The sequence below is a fragment of the Streptomyces sp. NPDC017448 genome (assembly GCF_044330565.1).
Lineage (GTDB): Bacteria > Actinomycetota > Actinomycetes > Streptomycetales > Streptomycetaceae > Streptomyces.
Genome location: NZ_JBIRLM010000011.1, coordinates 194,137 through 220,191, shown reverse-complemented (window position 1 = coordinate 220,191; position 26,055 = coordinate 194,137). Strand labels below are relative to the sequence as shown.

Annotated in this window: 20 protein-coding genes; 11 read left to right on the top strand and 9 right to left on the bottom strand. The window is 73.6% G+C overall.

Annotated features, from left to right (window positions below):
• Positions 1–120: 120 nt before the first annotated feature.
• The 4 genes from ilvD to ACH4K1_RS20310 all read right to left on the bottom strand — a co-directional run bounded on the left by ilvD (position 121) and on the right by ACH4K1_RS20310 (position 4,895).
• Positions 121–1,971: a dihydroxy-acid dehydratase gene (gene ilvD / locus ACH4K1_RS20325; RefSeq protein ID WP_398090670.1), complete on the bottom strand. Its 1,851-nt coding sequence runs from the start codon at positions 1,969–1,971 to the stop codon at positions 121–123.
• Between the two features lie 232 nt (positions 1,972–2,203).
• Positions 2,204–2,938, bottom strand: a complete 735-nt coding sequence (locus ACH4K1_RS20320; RefSeq protein WP_398090669.1) for a TetR family transcriptional regulator — start codon at positions 2,936–2,938, stop codon at positions 2,204–2,206.
• Positions 2,935–3,765, bottom strand: a complete 831-nt coding sequence (locus ACH4K1_RS20315) for a sugar phosphate isomerase/epimerase family protein (protein WP_398090685.1) — start codon at positions 3,763–3,765, stop codon at positions 2,935–2,937. Before ACH4K1_RS20315 ends, ACH4K1_RS20320 begins: the two co-directional genes overlap by 4 nt.
• A 179-nt stretch (positions 3,766–3,944) precedes the next feature.
• Positions 3,945–4,895: a Ppx/GppA family phosphatase gene (locus tag ACH4K1_RS20310; RefSeq protein ID WP_398090668.1), complete on the bottom strand. Its 951-nt coding sequence runs from the start codon at positions 4,893–4,895 to the stop codon at positions 3,945–3,947.
• Positions 4,896–4,956: 61 nt separating this feature from the next.
• Here ACH4K1_RS20310 and ACH4K1_RS20305 point away from each other — a divergent pair, with 61 nt between their 5' ends.
• Complete coding sequence (locus ACH4K1_RS20305; protein ID WP_398090667.1) at positions 4,957–5,823, top strand: hypothetical protein; 867 nt, start codon at positions 4,957–4,959, stop codon at positions 5,821–5,823.
• A 163-nt stretch (positions 5,824–5,986) separates the two neighbouring features.
• Here ACH4K1_RS20305 and ACH4K1_RS20300 read toward each other — a convergent pair whose 3' ends face one another.
• Entirely contained in the window at positions 5,987–7,858 is a 1,872-nt protein-coding gene (locus ACH4K1_RS20300; RefSeq protein WP_398090666.1) for a hypothetical protein, read from the bottom strand.
• 236 nt (positions 7,859–8,094) lie between these two features.
• On the opposite strand from ACH4K1_RS20300, the gene radA reads away from it, so the two are divergent.
• Both radA and disA read left to right on the top strand, forming a co-directional pair.
• A complete protein-coding gene (gene radA / locus ACH4K1_RS20295; RefSeq protein ID WP_398090665.1) occupies positions 8,095–9,507 on the top strand; it encodes a DNA repair protein RadA in 1,413 nt (470 codons plus the stop codon).
• 80 nt (positions 9,508–9,587) lie between these two features.
• On the top strand, positions 9,588–10,712 hold the full coding sequence (gene disA / locus ACH4K1_RS20290) for a DNA integrity scanning diadenylate cyclase DisA (protein WP_073771926.1): 1,125 nt from the start codon (positions 9,588–9,590) through the stop codon (positions 10,710–10,712).
• A 247-nt stretch (positions 10,713–10,959) separates the two neighbouring features.
• Here disA and ACH4K1_RS20285 read toward each other — a convergent pair whose 3' ends face one another.
• On the bottom strand, positions 10,960–11,793 hold the full coding sequence (locus tag ACH4K1_RS20285) for a hypothetical protein (RefSeq protein ID WP_398090684.1): 834 nt from the start codon (positions 11,791–11,793) through the stop codon (positions 10,960–10,962).
• 219 nt (positions 11,794–12,012) lie between these two features.
• Here ACH4K1_RS20285 and ACH4K1_RS20280 point away from each other — a divergent pair, with 219 nt between their 5' ends.
• The 5 genes from ACH4K1_RS20280 to cseC all read left to right on the top strand — a co-directional run bounded on the left by ACH4K1_RS20280 (position 12,013) and on the right by cseC (position 16,838).
• Entirely contained in the window at positions 12,013–12,930 is a 918-nt protein-coding gene (locus tag ACH4K1_RS20280; RefSeq protein ID WP_398090664.1) for an A/G-specific adenine glycosylase, read from the top strand.
• 203 nt (positions 12,931–13,133) lie between these two features.
• Positions 13,134–13,805, top strand: coding sequence for a SigE family RNA polymerase sigma factor (locus tag ACH4K1_RS20275; RefSeq protein ID WP_398090663.1), 672 nt, complete (start codon positions 13,134–13,136; stop codon positions 13,803–13,805).
• 194 nt (positions 13,806–13,999) lie between these two features.
• A complete protein-coding gene (locus tag ACH4K1_RS20270; RefSeq protein WP_398090683.1) occupies positions 14,000–14,647 on the top strand; it encodes a hypothetical protein in 648 nt (215 codons plus the stop codon).
• Between the two features lie 110 nt (positions 14,648–14,757).
• Positions 14,758–15,471: a two-component system response regulator CseB gene (gene cseB, locus ACH4K1_RS20265; RefSeq protein ID WP_228993004.1), complete on the top strand. Its 714-nt coding sequence runs from the start codon at positions 14,758–14,760 to the stop codon at positions 15,469–15,471.
• A 29-nt stretch (positions 15,472–15,500) separates the two neighbouring features.
• Positions 15,501–16,838, top strand: coding sequence for a two-component system sensor histidine kinase CseC (gene cseC, locus ACH4K1_RS20260; protein WP_398090662.1), 1,338 nt, complete (start codon positions 15,501–15,503; stop codon positions 16,836–16,838).
• 249 nt (positions 16,839–17,087) lie between these two features.
• Here the strand turns inward: cseC and ACH4K1_RS20255 are convergent, their stop codons facing one another.
• Complete coding sequence (locus ACH4K1_RS20255; RefSeq protein WP_398090661.1) at positions 17,088–17,792, bottom strand: M23 family metallopeptidase; 705 nt, start codon at positions 17,790–17,792, stop codon at positions 17,088–17,090.
• A 457-nt stretch (positions 17,793–18,249) separates the two neighbouring features.
• Here ACH4K1_RS20255 and ACH4K1_RS20250 point away from each other — a divergent pair, with 457 nt between their 5' ends.
• Together ACH4K1_RS20250 and ACH4K1_RS20245 are read left to right on the top strand one after the other, a co-directional pair.
• Positions 18,250–18,648, top strand: a complete 399-nt coding sequence (locus ACH4K1_RS20250; protein WP_398090660.1) for a trypco2 family protein — start codon at positions 18,250–18,252, stop codon at positions 18,646–18,648.
• Complete coding sequence (locus ACH4K1_RS20245; protein ID WP_398090659.1) at positions 18,645–21,944, top strand: NACHT domain-containing protein; 3,300 nt, start codon at positions 18,645–18,647, stop codon at positions 21,942–21,944. The genes ACH4K1_RS20250 and ACH4K1_RS20245 overlap by 4 nt, the downstream gene beginning before the upstream one ends.
• Positions 21,945–22,034: 90 nt before the next feature.
• On the opposite strand, the gene ACH4K1_RS20240 is transcribed toward ACH4K1_RS20245, so the two are convergent.
• Complete coding sequence (locus ACH4K1_RS20240; protein ID WP_398090658.1) at positions 22,035–24,563, bottom strand: ATP-dependent Clp protease ATP-binding subunit; 2,529 nt, start codon at positions 24,561–24,563, stop codon at positions 22,035–22,037.
• Positions 24,564–25,033: 470 nt separating this feature from the next.
• Between ACH4K1_RS20240 and ACH4K1_RS20235 the strand changes: the two genes are divergently transcribed.
• Entirely contained in the window at positions 25,034–25,636 is a 603-nt protein-coding gene (locus ACH4K1_RS20235; RefSeq protein WP_398090657.1) for an SCO3374 family protein, read from the top strand.
• Here ACH4K1_RS20235 and ACH4K1_RS20230 read toward each other — a convergent pair.
• Entirely contained in the window at positions 25,615–25,950 is a 336-nt protein-coding gene (locus ACH4K1_RS20230) for an Lsr2 family protein (protein WP_073771916.1), read from the bottom strand. The genes ACH4K1_RS20235 and ACH4K1_RS20230 overlap by 22 nt on opposite strands.
• Between the last annotated feature and the right edge of the window lie 105 nt (positions 25,951–26,055).

Here is a 26,055-nt window from a genome sequence, read left to right as displayed (position 1 = left end):
GCCGTCGCCCCGGGGGTCCGGTGAGCGCTCCGGGGCCGCGCATGCCGTTCGGAGGGGCGGGCCCGGCGGCTCCGGGAGAGCTCCGGGGCCGGGTCCGTCCTCCGGGAGGGAGCGCCGGGCTCAGCCCAGCTTGGTGACGTCGCGGACCGCGCCCCGGTCGGCGCTCGTCGCCATCGCCGCGTAGGCGCGCAGCGCGGCCGAGACCTTGCGGTCGCGGTTCTTCGGCGCGTACACGCCGTTCAACGCCTCGCGGCGGGCGGCCAGTTCGGCGTCGTCGACGAGCAGCTCGATGGAGCGGTTCGGGATGTCGATGCGGATCCGGTCGCCGTCCTCGACGAGCGCGATGGTGCCGCCGGACGCCGCCTCGGGCGAGGCGTGGCCGATGGAGAGGCCCGACGTGCCGCCGGAGAAGCGGCCGTCGGTGACCAGCGCGCAGACCTTGCCCAGCCCCCGGCCCTTGAGGAAGGAGGTGGGGTAGAGCATCTCCTGCATGCCGGGGCCGCCGCGCGGGCCCTCGTAGCGGATGACGACGACGTCGCCCGGCTGGATCTCCTTGCGGAGGATCTTGTCGACGGCCTCGTCCTGCGATTCGCAGACGACGGCCGGCCCCTCGAAGGTCCAGATCGACTCGTCGACGCCGGCCGTCTTCACGACGCAGCCGTCCTCGGCCAGGTTGCCCTTGAGGACGGCGAGGCCGCCGTCCTTCGAGTAGGCGTGCTCGACGTCGCGGATGCAGCCGCCCGCCGCGTCCAGGTCGAGGGTGTCCCACCGCTCGGACTGGGAGAAGGCGGTCGCGGAGCGGACGCAGCCGGGGGCGGCGTGCCACAGCTCGACGGCCTCGGGGGACGGGGAGCCGCCGCGGACGTCCCAGTTCTTCAGCCACTCGGCGAGGGTGTCGGAGTGGACGGAGTGGACGTCCTCGTTGAGCAGGCCGCCGCGGTGCAGTTCGCCGAGGAGGGCGGGGATGCCGCCGGCGCGGTGGACGTCCTCCATGTAGTACGTGCCGCCGGGGGCCACGTTGGGGGCGACCTTGGAGAGGCAGGGGACGCGGCGCGAGACCTCGTTGATGTCGTCCAGGTCGTACGCCAGCTCCGCCTCCTGGGCGGCGGCCAGCAGGTGCAGGATCGTGTTGGTCGAGCCGCCCATGGCGATGTCCAGCGCCATCGCGTTGTCGAACGCGGCGCGGGTGCCGATGGAGCGCGGCAGGACCGTCGCGTCGTCCTGCTCGTAGTAGCGCTTGGTGATCTCGACGACCGTGCGGCCGGCGTCCTCGTACAGCGCCTTGCGGGCGGTGTGGGTGGCGAGGACCGAGCCGTTGCCGGGGAGGGAGAGGCCGAGGACCTCGGTCAGGCAGTTCATCGAGTTGGCGGTGAACATGCCGGAACAGCTGCCGCAGGTGGGACAGGCGTTCTCCTCGATGCGGAGGATGTCCTCGTCGGAGACGCTCTCGTCGACCGCGTCGCTGATCGCGTTGACCAGGTCGAGCTTGCGGACCGTGCCGTCGACGAGCGTGGCCTTGCCGGCCTCCATCGGGCCGCCCGAGACGAAGACGGTCGGGATGTTGAGGCGCATGGCGGCCATCAGCATGCCCGGGGTGATCTTGTCGCAGTTGGAGATGCAGACCAGGGCGTCCGCGCAGTGCGCCTCGACCATGTACTCCACGGAGTCGGCGATCAGGTCGCGGGAGGGCAGGCTGTAGAGCATGCCGCCGTGGCCCATGGCGATGCCGTCGTCCACGGCGATCGTGTTGAACTCGCGCGGGACCGCGCCCGCCGCCGAGATCGCCTCGGAGACGATCCGGCCGACCGGGGCGAGGTGGGTGTGGCCGGGGACGAACTCGGTGAACGAGTTGGCGACGGCGATGATCGGCTTGCCGATGTCCGCGCTCGCTACGCCCGACGCGCGCATAAGGGCGCGCGCGCCCGCCATGTTGCGTCCGTGGGTGACCGTGCGGGACCTCAGCTGCGGCATCGTCGCTCGCTCCTTCGGCAGGGGGCCTGCCTACGACAGGGAAGAAAAGGCTGCCTTCGACCCTACGCCCCGAATCCAAGATCTGGACAGACTGTCCGGAATGCGGGACGTGGTGGCCGAGGGGCGGGCGCCGGGCCGAGCCGGGACGGCCCGTTCGGGTCGCTGGGCGGCCCGCTCGGTCACTGGGCGGCCGGGCGCCCGGGCGGCGCCTTCCGGCCTCCCGGCCCTTCCCTCAGCGCTCCCCCAAGTATCGCTGGAGCGTGGGCGCCACCATCGCGACGATCTCCGCCGGGTCCGCCGAGGCGAGCGGTTCGGCCCGGAGCACGTACCGCAGCATCACGATGCCGAGCATGTGCGAGGCGGCCAGTTCGGCGCGGAGGGTCGGGTCCGGTACGTCCAGTTCGGCCGCGATCCGCTCCAGCAGCCGCCGCAGCACGAAGTCGCGCAGGACGTCCGCCGCCGCCTCGTGGGTGACCGCGGACCGCAGGACCGCGAGCAGGGGCGTACGGGTCGCGGGGTCCTCCCACACGGAGAGGAAGAAGGCCGCCAGCCGCTCCCCCATGCCTTCCGGCGGCCCGCCCAGCACGGCCGGAAGGACCAGGGCGGGTTCGAAGGTGACCTCGACGGCGGCGGCGAAGACCCCGTCCTTCGTACCGAAGTAGTGGTGGACGAGGGCCGCGTCGACCCCGGCGGCCTTGGCGATGCCCCGGACCGACGTCTTGTCGTAGCCGCGCTCGGCGAACTCCGTGCGGGCCGCCTCCAGGATGCGCGTACGGGCGCCGGGGCCCTCGGTGGCGGCCTTGCGGGAGGGGCGGCCCCGGCGGCGCGGGGCGGCCTCCCCGGTCCCGGCCTTCCCCGTCCCGGCCTTCCCCGTCCCGGCCTCCCCGGTCCCGGCCTTCCCCGTCCCGTTCGGCGGTCCGGTCTCCCCGTCCGCGTCGGCGGGCCGCGCGCCGGCGTCCCCGGTCACGGGCGGTGGATCCCGGAGGCCGGGTCGGCGGAGGCGGAGGCGGCCAGGTGGAGGCGGGTGAAGGCCAGCGCCTCGGCGAGGTCGGCCTCGCGTTCGGCGGAGGACATCGCGCGGCGGGTGTTGACCTCGATGACGACGTGCCCGTCGAAGCCCGTACGGGCCAGCCGCTCCAGCAGCTCCGCGCACGGCTGGTCGCCCCGGCCGGGCACCAGGTGCTCGTCCTTGGCGGAGCCCTTGCCGTCGGCGAGGTGGACGTGGGCGAGCCGGTCGCCCATCCGGTCCACCATGGCGAGCGCCTCGGTGCGGGCGGTCGCGGTGTGCGAGAGGTCGACCGTGAAGTGCCGGTAGTCGTCCTGGGTGACGTCCCAGGCGGGGGCGTACGCGAGCATCTCGCGGTCCCGGTAGCGCCAGGGGTACATGTTCTCGACGGCGAACCGGACGTCGGTCTCGTCGGCCATCCGCCAGATCCCGTTCACGAAGTCGCGGGCGTAGGAGCGCTGCCACCGGAACGGCGGGTGCACCACGACGGTGGAGGCGCCGAGCCTCTCGGCCGCCGCCTTCGCCCGCTGGAGCTTGACCCAGGGGTCGGTGGACCAGACGCGCTGGGTGATCAGGAGGCAGGGGGCGTGCACCGCGAGGATCGGCACCCGGTGGTAGTCGGAGAGCCTGCGCAGGGCCTCGACGTCCTGGCTGACGGGGTCGGTCCAGACCATGACCTCGACGCCGTCGTAGCCGAGGCGCGCGGCGATCTCGAAGGCCGTCGCGGTGGACTCGGGGTAGACCGAGGCCGTAGACAGGGCGACCTTCGCATCGGGGACGCGCACCACTGGTTCTGCCACCTGGACAGGGTACGGGCAGCGGTGCGCCGGGCCGAGGGCTCCCGGCGGAAAGTGATCAGGGCCATGGGGCGTTCCCCTACGTCACGCGGGCGGCACGTTCCGGCGGTACGTCGTCCGGACCGGGGCGGCACGGCTCGTTCCGGCGGTGCGCCCTCCGCCGCGGGCCGTCACCCCGGCAGCGCGGCCCGTTCGGCGGGGAGGTGGTCCAGGCGGCGCAGGATGACGCCCTCGCGCAGGGCCCAGGGGCAGATCTCCAGCTCCTCGACGCCGAAGAGGTCCATCGCCCCCTCGGCCACCAGGGCCCCGGCGAGCAGCTGGGCGGCCCGGCCCTCGGAGACGCCGGGGAGCCGGCCGCGCTCCTCGACGGTCATCGCCGCGAGCTTCGGCACCCACTCCTCCAGCGCCTTGCGGCTCAGCAAGCGCTGGACGTACAGGCCCTCGGCGGAGCGGGCGGCCCCGGCTATGCGGGCCAGCTGCTTGAAGGTCTTGGAGGTGGCGACGACGTGGTCGGGGCGGCCGGAGCGGCTGAACTCCCCCACCGTCCGCGCGATGCCGGCCCGCACGTGCCGGCGCAACGCCCGCACCTGCTCGGGCTGCGCCGGGTCGTCCGGCAGCCAGGCCCCGGTGAGGCGGCCGGCGCCCAGCGGCAGGGAGACGGCGGTGTCGGGCTCCTCGTCGATGCCGACGGCGATCTCCAGGGAGCCGCCGCCGATGTCCAGGACCAGCAGCTTCCCCGCCGACCAGCCGAACCAGCGGCGGGCGGCGAGGAAGGTCAGCCGGGCCTCCTCCTCGCCGCTGAGGACGGCGAGGTCGACGCCGGTCTCGATCCGTACGCGCTCCAGCACCCGGTCCGCGTTGGTCGCCTCGCGCACGGCGGAGGTGGCGAAGGGCAGGACGTCCTCGCACCCCTTGTCCTCGGCCGCCTGGACCGCTTCGGTGACCGTCGCCACCAGCCGGTCCACGCCGAGCGGGCCTATCGCGCCGTCCCCGTCGAGGAGTTCGGCGAGCCGGAGCTCGGCCTTGTGCGAGTGCGCGGGCAGCGGGCGGGCGCCGGGGTGGGCGTCGACCACCAGCAGGTGGACCGTGTTCGATCCGACGTCGAGGACTCCGAGTCTCATACGGGAACGCTACTGCGCCGCCGGGCACCGTCCGTGCGCCGGTCGGACTTACGCTGGGCGCGTGCCAAAGACGAAAAAGGCTAAGCCGGACAAAGCCACGAAGAAGCAGAAGGCGCCCCAGCCGGCGTCACGGGCGGAGGCGGGCGGACCGGACCCGGCCGACGAGAAGGGCGTCGACTTCGCGCGCGCCTGGGTGGAGTTCCCCGACCCCGCCGACGACGAACAGGTCTTCCGCTGCGACCTGACCTGGCTGACCTCGCGATGGACCTGCGTTTTCGGCAGCGGCTGCCAGGGCATCCAGGCGGGCCGCGCGGACGACGGCTGCTGCACGCTGGGGGCGCACTTCTCCGACGAGGACGACGAGAAGCGGGTCGCGGGGCACGTGGCCCGGCTCACCCCCGAGCTGTGGCAGTTCCACGACGTCGGCACGGAGACGGGCTGGGTCGGCGTCGACGACGACGGCGAACGCCAGACACGCCGCTGGGAGGGCTCCTGCATCTTCCAGAACCGGCCGGGGTTCCCCGCCGGGGCGGGCTGCTCGCTGCACATCCTGGCGCTGCGGGAGGGCAAGGAGCCGCTGGAGACCAAGCCGGACGTGTGCTGGCAGCTGCCGGTGCGGCGGACCTACGACTGGATCGACCGGCCCGACGACACCCGGGTCCTCCAGGTGACGATCGGGGAGTACGACCGCCGGGGCTGGGGCCCGGGCGGCCACGACCTGCACTGGTGGTGCACCTCCGCCACCTCGGCGCACGGGGCGGGCGAGCCGGTGTACGTCTCCTACCGCCCGGAGCTGATCGAGCTGATGGGCAAGGAGGGGTACGACCGGCTGGTCGGGCTGTGCGAGGAGCGGCTGTCCGCGCTGCTGCCGATGGCCCCGCACCCGGCGGACCCGCCGCTCCCGGCCCCGGTGAAGAAGAAGCGCTGAGAGGTCCCGGGGCGTGCGCCCGGGGCGCCCGGCGGGCGTGCGCCGAGGCGTGCGCCCGGCGTGGGGCCCCGGCGGGGGCCGCCGGGGCGCGCCCGCCGGGCTCGCGCAGTTCCCGCGTCGAGGGCGTCGCCCGGGCCGCCCGCCCGCGGGCCTCGCGCCGGCCTCACTCCGTCGCCGGGTCCGGGGCGGTCGGCGCCGGGTCCGTGGGGGCCGGGTCCGTCGGGCCGGTCGGGCCCGGGGTCGGTTCCGGGGGGTCTGTGGGGCCCGGCGGATCGGTCGGTTCGGGCGGGCCCGTGGGATCGGTCGGGCCGGGGCCCGGGTCCGTGGGCCCGGGGTCGGTCGGGCCGGGACCGGTGGGGCCCGGATCGGTCGGGCCGGGGGCCGTGGGGTCCGGGTCCGCGGGGCGCGGCGGGCGGGTGGCGGGGCGGGTGGGGGGTGGTGCGCCCGTCGTCGGGGCGACGCCCCCGTAACCGTCGATGAGCACGGCGGAGTCCGAGGGCGTCAGCGAGATCCGGGCCCGCCACGGCCCGACCGGCTGGGCGTGCCGGACCACCGAGACCGCGACCGTCGTGGACCGCCCCGCCGCCAGCGTGCCCGACGTACGGCTCAGCCGCAGCCAGTGCGCGTCCGCCGCCGCCGACCAGGTCACCGGCTGCCCGCCCGCGGCGGTCAGCGTGAGCGTCGTGACGGTCCCCGACGTACGGGCCGTCACCGTCAGCCGGGCACCGCCGTGGCGTGCGCCGCCGACGCTGACGACCTCGGCGGAGACGTCCGGGGTCCGGGCGCCGAAGCGGTCGCCGGGAGGGCTGCCGCCGGTCTCGGAGGGGTCGCCGTCCATCCCGCCCGCGCCGTCCACCTCGGTGGCGGTGACGGTCCTGCCGTCGTGGCCCTCGCCGGTCAGCGGCGCTCCCCGGTACGCGGCCCACAGGGCGATCACGGGGGCGGCGACCACCGTCGCGACGACCGTCGTCGTCACGACCCGGGCCCGCAGCCGGTCGCGGCGGGCGGCCTGGTCCTTGGGGTCGAGCGGGAACCCGGCCCGGTCGAAGCGCGGCCCGGCGGCCCGGGCGCGCTGGGCCTGCGCCATCGCGACGTACACGGACGGGCGGGGGGCCTCGACCAGGGGCAGGGCGGCGGCCGGGGCCGGGACCGCCCCGGGCCAGGGTCCGGCGGCGTCCGCCCGTTCGGCGGCGCGGCGGCAGCGGGGGCAGTCGTCGACGTGCCGGACCAGTTCGCGGCGCAGGGCGGCGGAGAGCAGCACCCGGCGGTCGCCGGTGAGCCGGGCGACGGTGGGGCAGCCGCCGGTCCCGACGACGGCGAGGGCCGCGCGGGTGCGCTCCACCTCGCAGGCCGCCCCGGCCAGCAGCTCCCGGGCGGCGGCCGGCTCCAGCCCGAGGACGGCGGCGACGGCGCGCGGGGCGAGCCGGTGGCGGACGGCCAGTTCGAGGGCTTCGCGCTGTTCCGGGGTGGTGCCCGCGGCTTCGGGCCAGGCGAGGGTGGCCAGCTCCCGTCGGCGGGCCTCGGCGGCGGGCGTCTCCGCGGGGGCGGGGACGGCGGCGTCCTCGGGGGTGGCGGGCGCCGGGTGCTCGGGCGACCCGGGCCCGGGCCCCGTGGCGGGCGGGGTGTGCTCCGGCGTGCGCCGCGCGGTGCGCGCCCCGTGGGGGGTGGGATCGGGCGCCTGGGCCGGGCGGGGCGGCCCGGCCGGACCGGAGGGGCGGCGGTGGGCCCGGCGGCCCCGCGCGCGCTCGGCGAGGGTGCGCAGACAGGCCCAGCGGGCCAGGGCGTACAGCCAGGACCGGCGCTCCTCCTCGGGGGTGGGCCCCCGGGCGTCCTGCCGGTCCGCGATCGCCAGGGCGGCGCCGAGCGCGTCGGTGGCCGCGTCGTGGTGGCAGAGCACGGAGAGGCAGTAGGTGAAGAGGCCGTCGAGATACGGCTCGTAGCGTGCGGGCGGGCGCTGGGCCGTGGTGCGGGCTGCTCGGCGATGCGCCCGGTGTGCGCCGGCGGTGTGCGTCGGGGTCTCCAGCCTGCTGCTCATCACCCGGCGACCGTAGGCAGAGGAGCGCACACCCCAAGCGCCCCTTGAGCACATTTAATCCTTACGGGTGAACGTATCCCTCGAAAGAGGACAGAGGCCGGGGAAACGGGCGTGCGCGCCCGGCGTGCCTCCGTGCGCCCTGCGTGCGAGGGGACGGCGCGCGCAGGGCGGGGGCGGAGGGGGGCCGGGCCGACCGCGCGGGCGGCGTTGTCATACCCCACCGATACGGTGACGCCATGGCTGCCCGTACGAAATCCGCGAAGGACCGCCCGTCCTACCGCTGCACCGAATGCGGCTGGACCACCGCCAAGTGGCTCGGCCGGTGCCCCGAGTGCCAGGCGTGGGGGACGGTCGAGGAGTTCGGCGGCGCACCCGCCGTGCGCACCACCGCCGCCGGCCGGGTCTCCACGGCCGCGCTGCCGATCGGCCAGGTCGACAGCCGGACGGCCACCGCCCGCTCGACCGGCGTCGGCGAGCTGGACCGGGTGCTCGGCGGGGGGCTCGTGCCCGGCGCGGTCGTGCTGCTGGCGGGCGAGCCGGGCGTCGGCAAGTCGACGCTGCTGCTGGACGTGGCGGCGAAGGCGGCGAGCGAGGACCACCGCACGCTGTACGTGACCGCCGAGGAGTCCGCGAGCCAGGTCCGGCTGCGGGCCGACCGGATCAAGGCGATCAACGACCACCTCTACCTCGCGGCGGAGACCGACCTGTCGACGGTGCTCGCCCATCTGGACGAGGTCAAGCCGTCGCTGCTGGTCCTGGACTCGGTGCAGACGGTCGCCTCGCCCGAGATCGACGGCGCGCCCGGGGGGATGGCCCAGGTCCGGGAGGTCGCGGGGGCGCTGATCCGGGCGTCCAAGGAGCGCGGGATGGCCACACTGCTGGTCGGCCACGTCACCAAGGACGGGGCGATCGCCGGTCCCCGGCTGCTGGAGCACCTGGTGGACGTGGTGCTCTCCTTCGAGGGCGACCGGCACGCCCGGCTGCGGCTGGTGCGCGGCGTCAAGAACCGTTACGGGGCGACCGACGAGGTCGGCTGCTTCGAGCTGCACGACGAGGGCATCACCGGTCTCACCGACCCCTCGGGCCTCTTCCTGACCCGCCGCGACGTGGCGGTGCCCGGCACCTGCCTGACGGTGACGCTGGAGGGCAAGCGGCCCCTGGTCGCCGAGGTGCAGGCGCTGACCGTCGATTCGCAGATCCCCTCGCCCCGGCGCACCACCTCCGGTCTGGAGACCTCCCGGGTCTCGATGATGCTCGCCGTGCTGGAGCAGCGCGGCCGGATCAGCGCGCTCGGCAAGCGGGACATCTACAGCGCGACGGTGGGCGGCGTGAAGCTCACCGAGCCCGCCGCCGACCTGGCCATCGCGCTCGCGCTGGCCAGCGCGGCCAGCGACACCCCCCTCCCCAAGAACCTGGTCGCGATCGGCGAAGTGGGGCTGGCGGGCGAGGTCAGGCGGGTCACCGGGGTGCAGCGGAGGCTGGCCGAGGCGCACCGTCTGGGCTTCACCCACGCCCTCGTTCCGACGGATCCGGGGAGGGTCCCGGCCGGTATGAAGGTCACGGAAGTCGCCGACATGGGCGACGCTCTGCGGGTCCTGCCGCGCAGGGCTCGCCAGGAGGCACCACAGGAGGACGGCGCGCGCCGGTAGACTTTGCCCTGGTCTCGCCCGCCCGTGGACAGGGCACGGTGGACGCGAGAGCACCGCAGACCTGTGACCGGAGGAGTGCAGTGGCAGCCAACGACCGGGCGACGACGCCCGGAAAGTCCGGCCAAGGCACCGGCAACGAGGCGTTGATGCGCGCCTCGTTGAGCGCGGTCGCGCCCGGTATGGCCCTGCGGGACGGCCTGGAGCGCATTCTCCGCGGCAATACCGGCGGCCTGATCGTGCTGGGCATGGACAAGACCGTCGAGTCGATGTGCACCGGCGGATTCGTGCTGGACGTCGAGTTCACGGCGACGCGCCTGCGTGAGCTGTGCAAGCTCGACGGCGCGCTGATCCTCGACAAGGACATGACGAAGATCCTGCGGGCGGGCGTGCAGCTGGTCCCGGACGCCTCGATCCCCACGGAGGAGACGGGAACCCGGCACCGCACGGCGGACCGGGTCTCCAAGGCGTGCGGCTTCCCCGTCGTCTCGGTCTCGCAGTCGATGCGGCTGATCGCGCTGTACGTGGACGGGGAGCGGCGGGTCCTGGAGGAGTCCTCCGCGATCCTGTCCCGGGCCAACCAGGCGCTCGCCACGCTGGAGCGGTACAAGCTGCGCCTCGACGAGGTGGCGGGCACGCTGTCCGCCCTGGAGATCGAGGACCTGGTCACCGTCCGGGACGTGACGGCGGTGGCGCAGCGGCTGGAGATGGTGCGGCGGATCGCGACGGAGATCGCGGAGTACGTGGTCGAGCTGGGCACCGACGGGCGCCTCCTCTCGCTCCAGCTGGACGAGCTGATCGCGGGCGTGGAGCCGGAGCGGGAGCTGGTCGTCCGCGACTACGTCCCCGAGCCGACGGCGAAGCGGTCGCGCACGGTGGCCGAGGCGCTGACGGAGCTGGACGCCCTGAGCCACACCGAGCTGCTGGAGCTGCCGGTGGTGGCGCGGGCGCTGGGCTACAGCGGCTCGCCCGAGACGCTGGACTCGGCGGTGTCCCCGCGGGGCTTCCGGCTGCTGGCGAAGGTGCCGCGGCTGCCGGGGGCGATCATCGAGCGGCTGGTGGAGCACTTCGGCGGCCTGCAGAAGCTGCTGGCGGCGAGCGTGGACGACCTCCAGGCGGTGGACGGCGTCGGCGAGGCGCGGGCGCGCAGCGTGCGGGAGGGGCTGTCGCGGCTGGCGGAGTCGTCGATCCTGGAGCGGTACGTCTGAGCTCACGCGGCGCGTACGGCGCCGCGCCGAGCCTCCCGGTGCTCCCGGGGCTTCCGGTGGGGCCCGCGCGCTCACCGGCCTGTCCGGGTGCCCCGGATCTCCGGGCCCGCCCGTGCCCGGAGATCCCCGAGCCCGCCCGCACCGCGAGTCCCCCGCCCGTCCGCGTGAACGGTTCCCGTCCTCGAACGCCGGACGGGCTGAAGAGAGTCGCCGGACGGGCCGGAGAGGGCGGACCGGGCGGCGGGGTTCAGTCCTTCGCGAGAACGAAGGACGCCCGCTGGACCGGGATGCCCGGGGCCTTCGCCTCCAGGAGGTACGTGCCCGGCCCCGCCTTCCCGGCCGGCGGCGTCGCACAGCGCGGGGCGGACGGCGTCCGGTTCCAGTCCACCGTGTGCACGACCGTCGCACCCGCCGGGACCTTCAGGAACAGCGGGCCCGCCGCCGCGGGGCAGTCCTTGGAGGACCAGATCGGGTCGTCGTCCTCGCCCCCGGCCTCGACCACCGTGAGCACCGCGTTCTTCGGCCCGAAGTCGGCCTTGCACGTGGTCGACGAGGTGTTCTTCGCGATCAGTTCGAACTTCGGCTTGTCGTCGGGGCCGTAGCTGACCTTCGTGCGCAGGCTCAACCGGAGCTGGGCGGGCTTGCATTCGGGGAGCGGGGAGCCGGCCGGCACCTGTCGGCCCGCGCCGCCGTCGCCGCCCGCGCCCGCCGTGCCCGCGCCGGACGCGTCCGCACCGCCCGTGCCCGTACCGCCTGTTGACGCGCCGTCGGACGCGCCGCCCCCGCTCGCGCCGCCGGAGGAACCGCCCGCGCCCCCCGAGCCGCCGGAACCGCCCTCGTCGTCCGACTCGTCGCGCCCGCCCGGCTGTTGGCTGATCGCGGGGCCGGAGCCGCCCGGGCCGGGGGTGATCGACTCGACCGGGTCGGAGCCGCCCGACTTGCCGTCGTCCCGGCTGCCCCCGCCTCCCGCGGACGTCACGGCCCAGGCGATCAACGCGGCGAGGAGCGCAACCAGAAGCCCCGCTACCGCCCTTCGTCGCCAGTAGATGCTGGAGGGAAGCGGACCGACCGGATTGCGCATAGATCCCACGCTCCGAACTCTACGAGAGATCCGGGCCTTCTCCGGCCCCACCCGCCGCTCCGCTCACAAGTTTTGCCGATCATCATCATGGAAACGGTGGAGCGAGCCGGTCACAGGGGACAGAACGGGTGGCGTTGTCACCCCGTGGGCCGCCGCGCGGGCCGACACCCCCGCGTCCGTGACACCCGCACCGCCTTCCGTGCCAGGATCGTCAGTGCCATGACTGCCATGACTTCGCCCTCAGCCCAGACGCCCCCCGTCGCCGCCCACTCCCTCCACACCCCCGTCATCGGGTGGTTCGAACAGCACGCCCGCGATCTGCCCTGGCGCCGCCCCGAAGCGGGTGCCTGGGGTGTGATGGTCAGCGAGTTCATGCTGCAGCAGACCCCGGTGAACCGGGTCCTGCCGGTGTACGAGCAGTGGCTCGCCCGCTGGCCCCGCCCCGCCGACCTGGCCGCCGAGGCGCCCGGCGAGGCGGTCCGCGCCTGGGGCCGGCTCGGCTACCCGCGCCGCGCGCTGCGCCTGCACGGGGCCGCGCAGGCGATAACGGAACGGCACGGCGGCGATGTGCCGAGCGAGCACGCCCAGCTGCTGGCGCTGCCCGGGATCGGCGAGTACACGGCGGCGGCCGTGGCCTCGTTCGCGTACGGGCAGCGGCACGCGGTGCTCGACACGAACGTCCGCCGGGTGTTCGCCCGCGCCGCGACCGGCGTCCAGTACCCGCCGAACGCGACCACGGCCGCCGAGCGCAAGCTCGCGCGGGCGCTGCTGCCCGAGGAGGACGAGCGGGCGGCGAAGTGGGCGGCGGCCACGATGGAGCTGGGGGCCCTCGTGTGCACCGCGCGCAACGAGGACTGCGACCGGTGCCCCATCGCCTCGCGGTGTTCCTGGCGGCTGGCGGGGAAGCCCGCGCACCAGGGGCCGCCGCGCAAGGGCCAGACGTACGCCGGGACCGACCGCCAGGTGCGCGGGCGGCTGCTGGCGGTGTTGCGGGAGGCGGTGGCCCCGGTCCCGCAGGCCGCGCTGGACGCGGTGTGGGAGGAGCCGGTGCAGCGGGCCAGGGCGCTGGACGGGCTGGTCTCCGACGGGCTCGTCGAACCGCTGGCGGACGGCCGGTACCGCCTGCCGATGTCCTGACCCCCGCGCCGCCGCCGGGGCCCGCCCCGCCCTCGCTGTTACACAACCGATGGACAGCCGTGCACCGGCCTACGGCTGCTCCGCACATCGTCGTGACAACGCCTCCGTAGCGTCTGCGACAGCAGAACGGCAGGACGGCCGGGCCGCGGAGACCACCGCGGCCCGGGAGTACACGGGGATGTCCGGGGACGGAGGCGGTTGTGATGGCGCAGGGCGAGGTGCTCGCGTTCGAGGAGTACGTACGCACACGGCAGGACGCGCTGCTGCGCAGCGCACGCCGTCTGGTCCCCGACCCCGTGGACGCCCAGGACCTGCTCCAGACCGCCCTGGTGCGCACGTACGGCCGCTGGGACGGCATCGCCGACAAGTCGCTGGCCGACGCCTATCTGCGCCGCGTCATGATCAACACCCGTACGGAGTGGTGGCGGGCGCGCAAGCTCGAAGAGGTCCCGACCGAGCAGCTGCCCGACGCGAGCGTCGACGACGGCAGCGAGCAGCGCGCCGACCGCGCCCTGCTGATGGACATCCTGGGCATTCTGGCTCCCAAGCAGCGCAGCGTCGTCGTGCTGCGACACTGGGAGCAGATGAGCACGGAGGAGACGGCCGCGGCGCTCGGCATGTCGGCCGGTACGGTCAAGAGCACGCTGCACCGGGCCCTGGCGCGACTGCGCCAGGAGCTGGAGAGCCGCGAGCTGGACAGCCGCGAGGCGGTGGCCCGGGAACACGCCGGCCGCCGGAGCGCGGCGCCGGCCGCCCCCTCCCGTGTCCCCTCCCAGCGGTCGCCGCTCACGACGGTGCCGGGGGCGGGGGCGCGTACACCGGCGCAGCGGAACAGGCGTCACGACGAGCGGGGGATGGAGCGGTGCGCGGCCTGAGCGGCAGCAGCGTCGGCGGAGGCGGTCGCCGGGACGGTTTCCCGGACGTCCCCCCCGGGAACGGCGCGTCCCCCACCCCGTCCTCCCCGGGCGGCCCCGGGCGACCGGACGGCGGCTCCGCCCGGAGCGGGCCGGGGCGGGGACGGGCCCGCCGCCGGGGCTTCCGGGCGGGTACGGCGGCGAGCGGCACGGCCCTGGCCGGGCTCGCCGCCTTCGGGCTGTTCACCGTCGGCTGCTCCACCGGAGGCGCCGGAACCCGGGACGAGGGCCCCGCGGGCAGTCAGCCGGTCGCCCAGGTCACCCCGCGCACCGGCCCCTCCGGGACGGCCACGCCCGTCCGGCGGGTCGACGCCGTGGAGCTGCTCAAGAACGACCCCGAGGTGGGCGAGCGGGTCAGGGAGGGGCTCAAGCCCTGTGCGGGCCGGGGCTACCCGGTCGACACCTCCTACGGGTCGATGACCGGCGGCCGCTCCGCCGACGTGGTGGTCAACGTGATGAGCTGCGCCGACTCGGTGAGCGTCGGGACGTATGTGTACCGGGCGGACGAGAAGGGCTCCTACGAGAACGTCTTCGCGGTCGAGGTCCCCGCCGTCTACGGCACGATCGACCGCGGCGACCTGGTGGTGACGACCCAGGTCTACGGATCGAAGGACCCGCTGGCCTACCCGTCCGGCTCCGAGGTGGTCACCTACCGTTGGACGGACGACCGCTTCACCGAGCACGACCGGGTGCACAACGAGTTCAGCCGTGCTGTCGAGGGCACGGACGGCGACCTGCCCGTGCAGTCGGAGCCGGTGGAACCGGTTCCGACGGAGGACCCGGCGGAGCCGGACGCGAACTGAGAACGCGCCCGGGCCGGGCGGGGGCGGCGTACGCGTACCGGGGCCCGGCGGGAACGAAGTGACCACGCGCCGGTGCGACCGGGCGGGAACGGAAAGCGAGAAGCAGCCCCATGGCCGAGACCCACGTCCTCTTCGTCGAGGACGACGACGTCATCCGGGAGGCCACCCAGCTCGCCCTGGAGCGGGTGGGCTTCACGGTCACCGCGATGCCCGACGGGCTCTTGGGCCTGGAGGCGTTCCGCGCCGACCGGCCGGACATCGCGCTGCTCGACGTGATGGTGCCCGGGCTGGACGGGGTCAGCCTCTGCCGCCGCATCCGGGACGAGTCGACCGTGCCGGTGATCATGCTCTCCGCGCGGGCCGACGCCATCGACGTGGTGCTGGGCCTGGAGGCCGGGGCCGACGACTACGTCACCAAGCCCTTCGACGGCGCGGTCCTGGTCGCCCGCATCCGGGCGGTGCTGCGCCGCTTCGGCCACGCGGCCGGGCCGGACGGGCCGGGCCAGGGCGGCGGGGAGGAGGACTCCGAGGCGCTGGGCGGGGTGCTGGTCTTCGGCGACCTGGAGGTCGACACGGACGGCATGGAGGTGCGTCGCGCCGGTGAGCAGGTGGCGCTGACGCCCACCGAGATGCGGCTGCTGCTGGAGTTCTCCTCCGCGCCGGGGACCGTCCTGTCCCGCGACCGACTCCTGGAGCGGGTCTGGGACTACGGGTGGGGCGGCGACACCCGGGTCGTGGACGTCCACGTCCAGCGGCTGCGCACCAAGATCGGCCAGGACCGGATCGACACGGTCCGCGGCTTCGGCTACAAGCTGCGCGGCTGACGCGCCGTGGAGCAGTTGGTGAGGCGCGGATGAGGCGGCCGGCCCTGCGGACGGGCGTCCGGTGGAAGATCAGCATCGCCATCGCGGCGGTCGGCGCGCTCATCGCGGTGGCGCTGAGCCTCGTGGTGCACAACGCGGCCCGCGTCTCGATGATCGAGAACGCCCGCGAGGTGCAGCTGGAGCGGTTGCTCGGCGCCCAGCGCTTCTACGAGGCGACGAGCATGCAGAAGGGCGGCCCGAAGTTCGGGGCCCAGCTCAACGACCCCACGCTCCCGCCGTCCCTGCGCGAGGAGGTCCGCAAGAACCGCCGGGCCACCCACGTCGAGGAGGGCGCGGACGGGGTTCCCGAGGTCTGGGCGGCCCTCCCGCTGGCCGACGGGGACGTGCTCTCGCTCCACACCCGGTTCGCCGACCGCTCCGCCGCGATCATGGACGATCTCGACCGGGCCCTGATCATCGGATCGGTTTCGGTGGTCTTCGGCGGCTGTGCGCTCGGGGTGCTCATCGGCGGCCGGCTCTCGCGCCGGCTGCGCAAGGCGGCGGCCGCGGCGGGTCTGGTCGCCCAGGGGCAGACGGACGTACGGGTCGGGGAGGCCGTCGGCGGGGTCGTCCGCGACGAGACGGACGAGCTGGCGCGGGCGGTCGACGCGCTGACCGACGCGCTGAACGAGCGGATCGAGGCGGAGCGCCGGGTCACCGCGGACATCGCCCATGAGCTGCGCACCCCGGTGACCGGGCTGCTCACGGCGGCCGAGCTGCTGCCGCCGGGACGCCCCACCGAGCTGGTGCGGGACCGGGCGCAGGCGATGCGGACGCTGGTCGAGGACGTGCTGGAGGTGGCCCGGCTGGACAGCGCTTCGGAGCGGGCTGAGCTCCAGATGCTGCAGCTCGGGGAGTTCGTCGGTCGGCGGATCGGGCGGTTGGACCCCGATGTGACCGTGCGGGTGGTGCACGAGTCGTGGGTCTCCACCGATCCGCGCCGGCTGGAGCGCATCCTCGGCAACCTGCTCGGGAACGCCGCCAAACACGGTTCGACCCCGGTGGAGGTCACGGTCGAGGGCCGGGTGGTACGGGTCCGCGACCACGGGCCGGGCTTCCCGGAGGAGCTGCTGCGGGACGGGCCGAGCCGGTTCCGTACGGGGAGCGTGGACCGGGCCGGCCACGGGCACGGGCTCGGCCTGACGATCGCGGCGGGCCAGGCGCGGGTGCTGGGGGCCCGGCTGACCTTCCGCAACGCGGCGCCCTCGGGCGCCGCGAAGGGGGCGGGCGGGGCGATCGCCGTGCTGTGGCTGCCGGAGCACGCGCCGACGGTGACCGGGAGCTTCCCGGTGCTGCGGACGGCGGACCGGCCGCGGTCCGCGGACTGAGCGGTCCGCGGACCGAGCGGCTCGCTCCGGCCGGGCTCCGGGGTACGGAAACGCCGACGGCGACCCCGAGGAGTGAGCCGTGAGGCTGTCCTCGACGTCGCCGTCGGTCGGGTGACCCGGGCGCACGCCCCGGGTACCGGGGTGTAACGGGTCCACTGAACGCTTCTTCGGTTGTGCTGCGCGGCCGGCCGGGCGCCGGGCGTGGATCGCCGGCGGGCGCCGTGGGGCCGCGCGGTCAGGCCGGTCGGATCAGATGGAGACGTGCACCGAGCGGAGGAACGCGGCCGGGTTCAGCGCCGAGCCGTAGTTCGGGGTGGTGCGGATCTCGAAGTGCAGGTGCGGGCCGCTGGAGTTGCCGGTGTTGCCGGACAGGGCGATCTTCTGGCCCGTCTTCACGTGCTGGCCGATCTTCACGTTGACCTGCGACAGGTGCGCGTACTGCGAGTACTTGCCGTTGGAGTGCTTGATCACGACGGCGTTGCCGTACGCGGGGCCGTCGCCGGCGCCGTTCGGGCCGGCCTTCACGACGGTGCCGGTGTGGGCGGCCGTGACGTCGGTGCCGACCGGCACCGCGAAGTCCTGGCCGGAGTGCTTGGCGGCCCAGCGGGCGCCACCGGTGCCGTAGCTGGCGGTCAGCGTGTACTTCTTGACCGGGGTCTTCCAGGAGGCGGCGTTCTTCTTCGCCGCCTTCTTCTTGTCCTCGGCCTTCTTCTTCGCGTCGGACGCCTTCTTCGCGGCCGCGTCGGCGGCCTTGCCCTGCGCGGCGGCCTGGGCGGCGACCCCGTCGGCGACGGTGCTCGCGGTGAGGGGGGCGGCGGCGGCCTCGGCGCCACCGGAGGCGAACGCCGTACCGGCACCCAGCGCCACGGACGCCCCCAGGCCGGCGGCCAGGACGGCGCCACGGACGCGGAAGGCGGACGGGCGGACGGTGTGCTGGTTCGTTGCGCGCTTCATACGGGGAAGTCCTCCGAAGGTGAGTGGACCCGGCGTGCTGTCCGGGCTTGCTCCACCTTGGTAACCCGCACCCCCGCCGGTGCTCAAACACCCCTTCTACGAAGAAAAGCCGTAGAAAGGGCCCCGGGAATGAGGTGGGGTTGTCCCGTTATGGGGTGTCCTGACGGACCACGGAATCCTTGGCGCGGAAGAGGTTTAACGCCTGTTCCGTGGCGCCTTTTCCAGACAAGGCACCGAGAAGCGTCCGTATCGGACGGAACCTCGGAAGGGCCCGCCGCCACCGGGCCGAAGGTCCCGCGCCCCCTCCCGGCCGCTCCTCCTAGCCCGGCTAGTAGGCGCGTTTCGCCCTGTGCGCCTTGTCACCGCCGGTGGGACCTTGGTCCTTCCGTTTCGGGACCTTCGGCGCGCTCCTTCACTACGCTGACGGGAAAGCGGCACCGCACCCCCGGGGGATCCCATGACAGCCGAGAACACCCATGCGCTGGACGGCATCGAGCTCGCCGACGCCGTCGCGTCCATCCGCAACCAGCTGGTCGACGCGGCGGCCCGGGCCACGGACCACCCGGTCTCCTTCGCGGTCGGCGACATTCAGATGGAGTTCACCCTCGAACTGCGGCGGGAGGCGAAGGCGGGCGGCAAGGTGAGGGCCTGGGTGGTCGAGGCGGGCGCGGACGCCGCCCTCGCCTCGGGCCGCACGCACAAGGTGGCCTTCACCCTGACCCCGCGCCACGCCACGACGGGTGAGGCGTGGGAGGTGGGGACCGACGACGACGGGTCCACGGCGGGGTTCGGCCGAAGCGCGGGGGAAGGCCACGGCACCACGGCGGGGTTCGGTGACGGGCCCGGCCGGCCGTGAAGGAGTCCACCGCGATCCCGCCCCACGCCGTCCCGACCCGCACCGTCCCGACCCACCCCGCCGACCGCACGGTGGTCGTCACCGGGGCCCGCCAGGGCAGCGGCGTCCTCCTCACCGACCTGCTGATCCTGACCTGCGCCCACGTGGTCAAGACCGGGACCGTCCACGTGGCCCACCCGGACAGCCCGGACCGCGTCCGCGCCACGGTCGCCTGGATCGACTACCGCTTGGACGTGGCGCTCCTCCAGGCCGTCGAACCGGTGCGGCCCGTCCCTCCCGTACGCCTCGGCGTGGTCGACACCCGCCAGGCGATACCCGGCTGCGAGATCACCGGCTTCCCGCGCGTCCAGCGCTACGGCCCCGACCGGCGGCTGGAGGCGGACCAGTACACGGCGACGGTCCTGCCCCTGGCGGGCCGGGTCCGCGAGCTGCTGGTCTGCGACCTGGACGGTTCGCCCGCCGCCCACCCGGACGACGAGTCGGCGGCCCTGGCCGGGATCTCCGGCGGCCCGGTCTTCATGGGGGACGTGCTGCTGGGCGTCGCCCGGCAGCTCCCGAGGCAGCGCGAGGGGCGCCGGGTCGAATGCGTCCCGCTCGGACCGGTCCTGGCCGCGAAGCCCTTCCGCCTGGTCTACCGGCGGACCGGGGTCGACCTGCGCGAGGAACGCGTGCACGGCAGCTTCCCGAGGGACCTGCGGTACGAGACGGAGTACGCGCAGGCGCTCGGCGTCGCGTACCGCCGCACCAAGGTCTTCGGCCTCGACGAGCTGAGCCGGCACGACTCCGAGTGGGACCTGGACACGGCCTACCTGAGCCTGGAGGCGCAGGCGTCGGAGCAGGCCCCCGGGCCCGCCCCGGCCCTCCCCCGGCGCATCGACGACCTCCTGGCCGACCGTCCCCGCGTGCTGCTGCGCGGCGAGGCGGGGGCGGGCAAGACGACGCTGCTGTGGTGGCTGGCCGCCCACGCCTCGGCCCGCACCCTGGGCGACGCGCTGGCCCCGCTGAACGGCCTGATCCCCTTCATGGTGCCGCTGCGCACCCTGCGGGCCCGCGGGGCGGCGTTCCCGGTCCCGGCCGAGCTGGCGGGGGCGGCGGGGCTGGTGGTCGACGCGGCCCCGGAGGGCTGGGCGGGCCGGGTTCTGGAGGCCGGGCGGGCGCTGTTGCTGGTGGACGGCTTGGACGAGGTGCCGCCGGAGGAGCGCGAGCAGGCGCACGTCTGGCTCTCGCAGCTCCTGGCCCGCTACCCGGACACCCGGTGCGTCGTGACCGTACGGCCGCTCGCCGTCGAGGCGGACTGGCTGCGCTCCGAGGACTTCGCGGAGTTGCGCCTCCTGCCGATGCGGAACGAGGACATCCAGGCGTTCGTCTCCTGCTGGCACCGGGCCGCCCGGTCCACCGAGCAGGACGACGCCGAACGGCTGGACGAACTGGAGCGGGACCTCTCGCGCCAGTTCGAGCAGAACCCCGCGCTCCGCGACCTGGCCCGTACGCCGCTGCTCTGCGCGGTGATCTGCGCCCTGCACCGCCGGCGCGACGGCTTCCTCCCCGAGACCCGCTGGAAGCTGTACCGCTCGGCGCTGGAGATGCTGCTCGGCCACCGTGACCGCCGGCGCGGGATCGGGGGCCCGGAAGGCATCGTCCTGGACGTCGAGGAGCACACCCAGCTCCTCCAGCGGATCGCCGTGTGGCTGGTCCGCGAGGGCCAGTCGGAGTTCACCCGGGACCAGGCGCTGCGCCAACTCGGCCGCGCGCTCGCGGGGATGGACCGGGCGAGCGCCCAGGGCCCGCCCGAACAGATCCTCACCCACCTGCTCAACCGCAGCGGCCTGCTCCAGGAACACGGCGACGACACCTACCAGTTCATCCACCGCACCTTCCAGGACTACCTGGCCGCCAAGGAGCTCGTCGAGGACGACCACCTGGGCGAACTGCTCCGGCACGCTGAGGAGGAGACCTGGCAGGACGTGATCCTGCTGGCGGCGGGGCACTGCGGACGCCGCCAACTGGCGCAGCTCGTCGAGGGTTTGCTGGACGCGGGAGAGAAGCACGGGGAGAAGTCACCCCTCCGCACCGACCTGCACGTCCTGGCCGCCCTGTGCGCCCAGTACGCCTCCTGGCTGGACGGCACGGTGCGGGAGCGGGTTCGCACGTCCCTCGCCGGTCTGCTTCCTCCCACGGGCAGCGTCCAGATGGGCTCACTGGCCCGACTGGGTGCGGCAGTGCTCGGCCTCCTGCCCGGACCGGACACCATGGCGACGGAGCACCCGTCCGCCGAACACATGGCAGACCTGATCACCGCGATCGGAGGGAGGGAGGCCATTCCTCACGCCCGAGCCTGGTTCCTCGCCCATCCCGGCCTGGCCAGTTCGTTCGTCTACAGCTGGCGGAATTTCCCCGCGGAGGAGTACGCCACCCAGGTCCTCGCCCACGGCGACCGCTCCTCGGTTCTGTGGGTAATCAGCGACCGCGACCGGCTCAGGGCACTGCGCCACATCCCCCTGGTCGAAGGCATCTCCCTGAGTACGGACCTGCCCGAGCGGGAGATCAGCGAGGCCCTGGAGAAGACGCCGCGACTCCAGAACCTCTTCCTCGGGGGCAACCGGCTCCTCACCGACCTCTCCTGCCTGCGCCCCGTGCGCGCCTCGCTGGAGTTGCTGTCCCTGGACGAGTGCCCGGGGGTGCGGGACCTGGGGCCGCTGAAGGAGTTCAGCGCCCTGGGGGCTCTGTTCCTGGACGCCGCGGGGATGTCTTCCACCCTGGGGACCGTCGCCGGACTGCCCGACGGGCTGGACGCCCTGTGGCTGGAGAATCTGACGCTGGAGCGGCTCGGTGACATCGCCCCTCATACCGGCCTCACCCAGCTGCGGCTGGGCGCCCGGTGCCCCCTCGCACTGGACGGGCTGGGCGCCTGGCGGTCCCTGAAGAGGCTGGAGGTCTTCGAGCTCGGCGACTTCGACGCCGCGCTCGGTGAGGTGCGCGCCCACGCGGGGATCACCGCTCTCGCGGTCACCGTGTTTCCCTGGCACGCCGACTTCAGCGGCACACCGGCGGTCCCGTCCGTCGAGGACCTGACGGTGCCCTCGCCCGGGAACGGCCGGAGTCCGGCCCTGCTGCGCGACCTCTTTCCGCGGCTGGAACGCCTGGTCATCAGGGTCGCCGCGGACCAGGGGGCGCTGGACCTCTCACCGCTCCACGACTGGTCCGGGATCACGGTGACCGTCCACACGGACGAGCGGTTCCTGCTCACCGGGGCGGAGGAACTGGGCGACCGGCTCACGGTCCTGCCCCTGACGTGAGCAGAGGAAAAGGGGCTGCCCCGGACCGGTACGGATACCGGTTCCGGGGCAGCCCCTTCACAGCGCTCGGGCTCACGCCCTACGGGCGCGTCACACGTCCTTCGTGAGGTTCGGGCCGGCGCCGCCTGCCGCCTGCTCGATCGGGGGGACGTCGGGCAGAGCCGACTTCTCCTCGCCGCGGAAGGTGAACGCCTTCTCGTCGCCCTCGCCCTCGGTGCCCACGACCACGATGTGACCGGGACGCAGCTCGCCGAAGAGGATCTTCTCGGAGAGGATGTCCTCGATCTGCCGCTGGATCGTCCGGCGCAGCGGCCGGGCGCCCATCACGGGGTCGTAGCCCTTCTTGGCGAGCAGCGTCTTGGCCTCGCCGCTGAGCTCGATGCCCATGTCGCGGTCCTTGAGACGCTCGTCGACCTTGGCGATCATGAGGTCGACGATCTGGATGATGTCTTCCTCGGTCAGCTGGTGGAAGACCACCGTGTCGTCGACACGGTTGAGGAATTCCGGCCGGAAGTGCTGCTTGAGCTCTTCGTTGACCTTGATCTTCATCCGCTCGTAGTTCGTCTTGACGTCGCCCTGGGCGGCGAAGCCCAGGTTGAAGCCCTTCGAGATGTCCCGGGTCCCGAGGTTGGTCGTCATGATGATGACCGTGTTCTTGAAGTCCACGACCCGGCCCTGGGAGTCGGTCAGGCGACCGTCCTCCAGGATCTGAAGCAGGGAATTGAAGATATCGGGGTGGGCCTTCTCGACCTCGTCGAAGAGGACGACGGAGAACGGCTTGCGGCGCACCTTCTCGGTGAGCTGGCCGCCCTCCTCGTAGCCCACGTAGCCGGGGGGCGAACCGAAGAGGCGGGAAACCGTGTGCTTCTCGCTGAACTCCGACATGTCGAGGGAGATCAGCGCGTCCTCGTCGCCGAAGAGGAATTCGGCGAGCGTCTTGGAGAGCTCGGTCTTACCGACACCGGACGGGCCGGCGAAGATGAACGAGCCGCCGGGGCGCTTCGGGTCCTTCAGGCCGGCCCGCGTACGGCGGATCGCCTGCGAAAGGGCCTTGATGGCGTCCTTCTGCCCGATGACGCGCTTGTGGAGCTCGTCCTCCATGCGCAGCAGACGGGAGGACTCCTCCTCCGTCAGCTTGAAGACCGGAATGCCGGTGGCCGTGGCCAGGACTTCGGCGATCAGCTCGCCGTCGACCTCGGCGACGACGTCCATGTCGCCGGCCTTCCACTCCTTCTCGCGCTTGGCCTTCGCCGCCAGCAGCTGCTTCTCCTTGTCGCGGAGGGAAGCCGCCTTCTCGAAGTCCTGGGAGTCGATGGCCGACTCCTTGTCGCGGCGGACGCCCGCGATCTTCTCGTCGAACTCGCGGAGGTCCGGCGGCGCGGTCATCCGGCGGATGCGCATCCTGGATCCGGCCTCGTCGATCAGGTCGATCGCCTTGTCCGGCAGGAAGCGGTCCGAGATGTACCGGTCGGCCAGGGTCGCGGCCTGGACGAGGGCCTCGTCCGTGATGGAGACCCGGTGGTGGGCCTCGTAACGGTCGCGCAGACCCTTGAGGATCTCGATGGTGTGCGGCAGCGACGGCTCCGCGACCTGGATGGGCTGGAAACGGCGCTCCAGGGCCGCGTCCTTCTCCAGGTGCTTGCGGTACTCGTCGAGCGTGGTGGCGCCGATGGTCTGGAGCTCGCCTCGCGCCAGCATGGGCTTGAGGATGCTCGCCGCGTCGATCGCGCCCTCGGCGGCGCCCGCACCGACCAGCGTGTGGAGCTCGTCGATGAACAGGATGATGTCGCCGCGGGTGCGGATCTCCTTGAGGACCTTCTTCAGGCGCTCCTCGAAGTCACCGCGGTACCGCGAACCGGCGACCAGGGCGCCGAGGTCCAGGGTGTAGAGGTGCTTGTCCTTGAGGGTCTCGGGCACCTCGCCCTTGACGATCGCCTGGGCCAGGCCCTCGACGACCGCCGTCTTGCCGACGCCGGGCTCGCCGATGAGCACCGGGTTGTTCTTGGTCCGGCGGGACAGCACCTGCATGACCCGCTCGATCTCCTTCTCGCGCCCGATGACCGGGTCGAGCTTGGACTCACGAGCGGCCTGGGTGAGGTTCCGGCCGAACTGGTCGAGCACCAGGGACGTGGAGGGCGTGCCTTCGGCGGGACCGCCGGCGGTGGCCGCCTCCTTGCTGCCCGAGTACCCGGAAAGAAGCTGGATGACCTGCTGCCGGACCCGGTTCAGGTCGGCGCCCAGCTTCACGAGGACCTGGGCGGCGACGCCCTCGCCCTCGCGGATCAGGCCGAGCAGGATGTGCTCGGTGCCGATGTAGTTGTGGCCCAGCTGAAGGGCCTCGCGGAGCGACAGCTCCAGGACCTTCTTGGCTCGCGGGGTGAAGGGGATGTGCCCGGAAGGAGCCTGCTGCCCCTGCCCGATGATCTCCTCCACCTGCTGGCGGACCGCCTCGAGCGAAATCCCGAGGCTCTCCAGGGCCTTAGCGGCGACACCCTCACCCTCGTGGATCAGGCCCAGGAGGATGTGCTCGGTGCCGATGTAGTTGTGGTTGAGCATCCGGGCTTCTTCCTGAGCCAGGACGACAACCCGCCGCGCGCGGTCGGTGAACCTCTCGAACATCGTTAATCGCTCCTCAGAGCGGTCGGTCAGTGAGGGGTCGGTCCCCTCCCAGTCCTTCCGCATGCTAGTCCCGCAGGACGGGACAGCTCATTCCAACTGCCGACATCCGTCCGGATCACCCCGCACCGGCGGGGATTCTTACTGCCGAACAGCTGACAACTGCTCCAACCCGATGGTGCGAGACGATGTTCCCGCAGGCCAGGCAGATACCCCTTTCGCCAGTACGCCGATGGCGAACGTGGGGCGTCCCGGCCGGCGTGTCGCCCCTTCCCACTAGGAAAGTCTTACCCGCAACCACCGACAGTCCATGCGGCGCGCCCCGGTTCCCTCCGCTACGGGCGAACACCCTTGCGCTGCCGGACGCTCCCGAGCGCTCCCGCGAACAGCACGGAAAGCGACGGAGCGAAAACGCTCCGCGACAGCCGGGACGGGGCGCGTAACTCCGCGAGCGGTTCGGCGGTTCATCGGACATGAGTCCCGCCGTCCCGTCCCCCCGCTCGTCGCCCGACGCCGCTCCGGCCTCCGCGGACGCCGCCCTCGCCCTGCGGTACGCGAGGGAGCTGGGCTGGACCGCCGCCGGGCGCGCTCCGCTGTGTCTGCTCGCCGGAGTGGACTTCGACGTGCTGGAGCTGCCCGCCGAAGCGGGTCGCGCCGTACTGCGGCGCGGGGTGCGCACCGGACCCGTCCTGCTGTCCGGGGCGCGAATGGGGCTGCTGGTCGCCGCGGGCGGCGCCGATGAGCTGCCGGGGCTGCTCGACTGGCTGGAGTGGGGCCCTCTCGTACCGGACCTGACCGCCGTGGGGGTGGGCGGCCGGGTCGCGGCCCCGCCTCTGCCGGGCGCTCCCGGGGACTCGCCGGGGGCCGCCGCGTGGCTGCGGCCCCCAGAGCCGAGGCGTGCGCCCGGGCCGGCGCTGCCGGCCCTCGCGGGCTTCGGGAGCGGTGGGGGCGAGGCCCCCGATCTCGTGCGCCTGGTGGACGCGGCGGCCACCGAATGCCATCGGGCCCGGCTGTCACGCGCCCGTTCCGGGGCGCCGACAAGGGATTCGGCGGATCAGCCGTTGGCCTTCTCGTAAGCCTCGCGGATCTCGGCGGGGACGCGGCCCCGGTCATTCACGTTGTGGCCGTTCTCGCGGGCCCACCGGCGGATTTCCGCGGTGTCCTTGTTACCGCCGGACACGGCACGGCCCTTGCCGCGACCCGTGGCCGCGCGGCCGCCGGTGCGACGCCCGCCCTTGGTGTAGGGCTCGAGAAGGCTGCGCAGCTTGTCCGCGTTGGCCGTGGTGAGGTCGATCTCGTACGTCTTGCCGTCAAGGGCGAACGTGACCGTCTCATCGGCCTCGACACCGTCGAGGTCATCGACAAGAAGGACCTGAACCTTCTGTGCCACGGGATTTCCTTTCATCGGAAATGGAGTACGCGGAAAGGAAACCGCTTTTCTCTCGAAAACACAAACCCTCGGGAGAGGTTCCGCAGCCCGGGAAGACGGGAAACG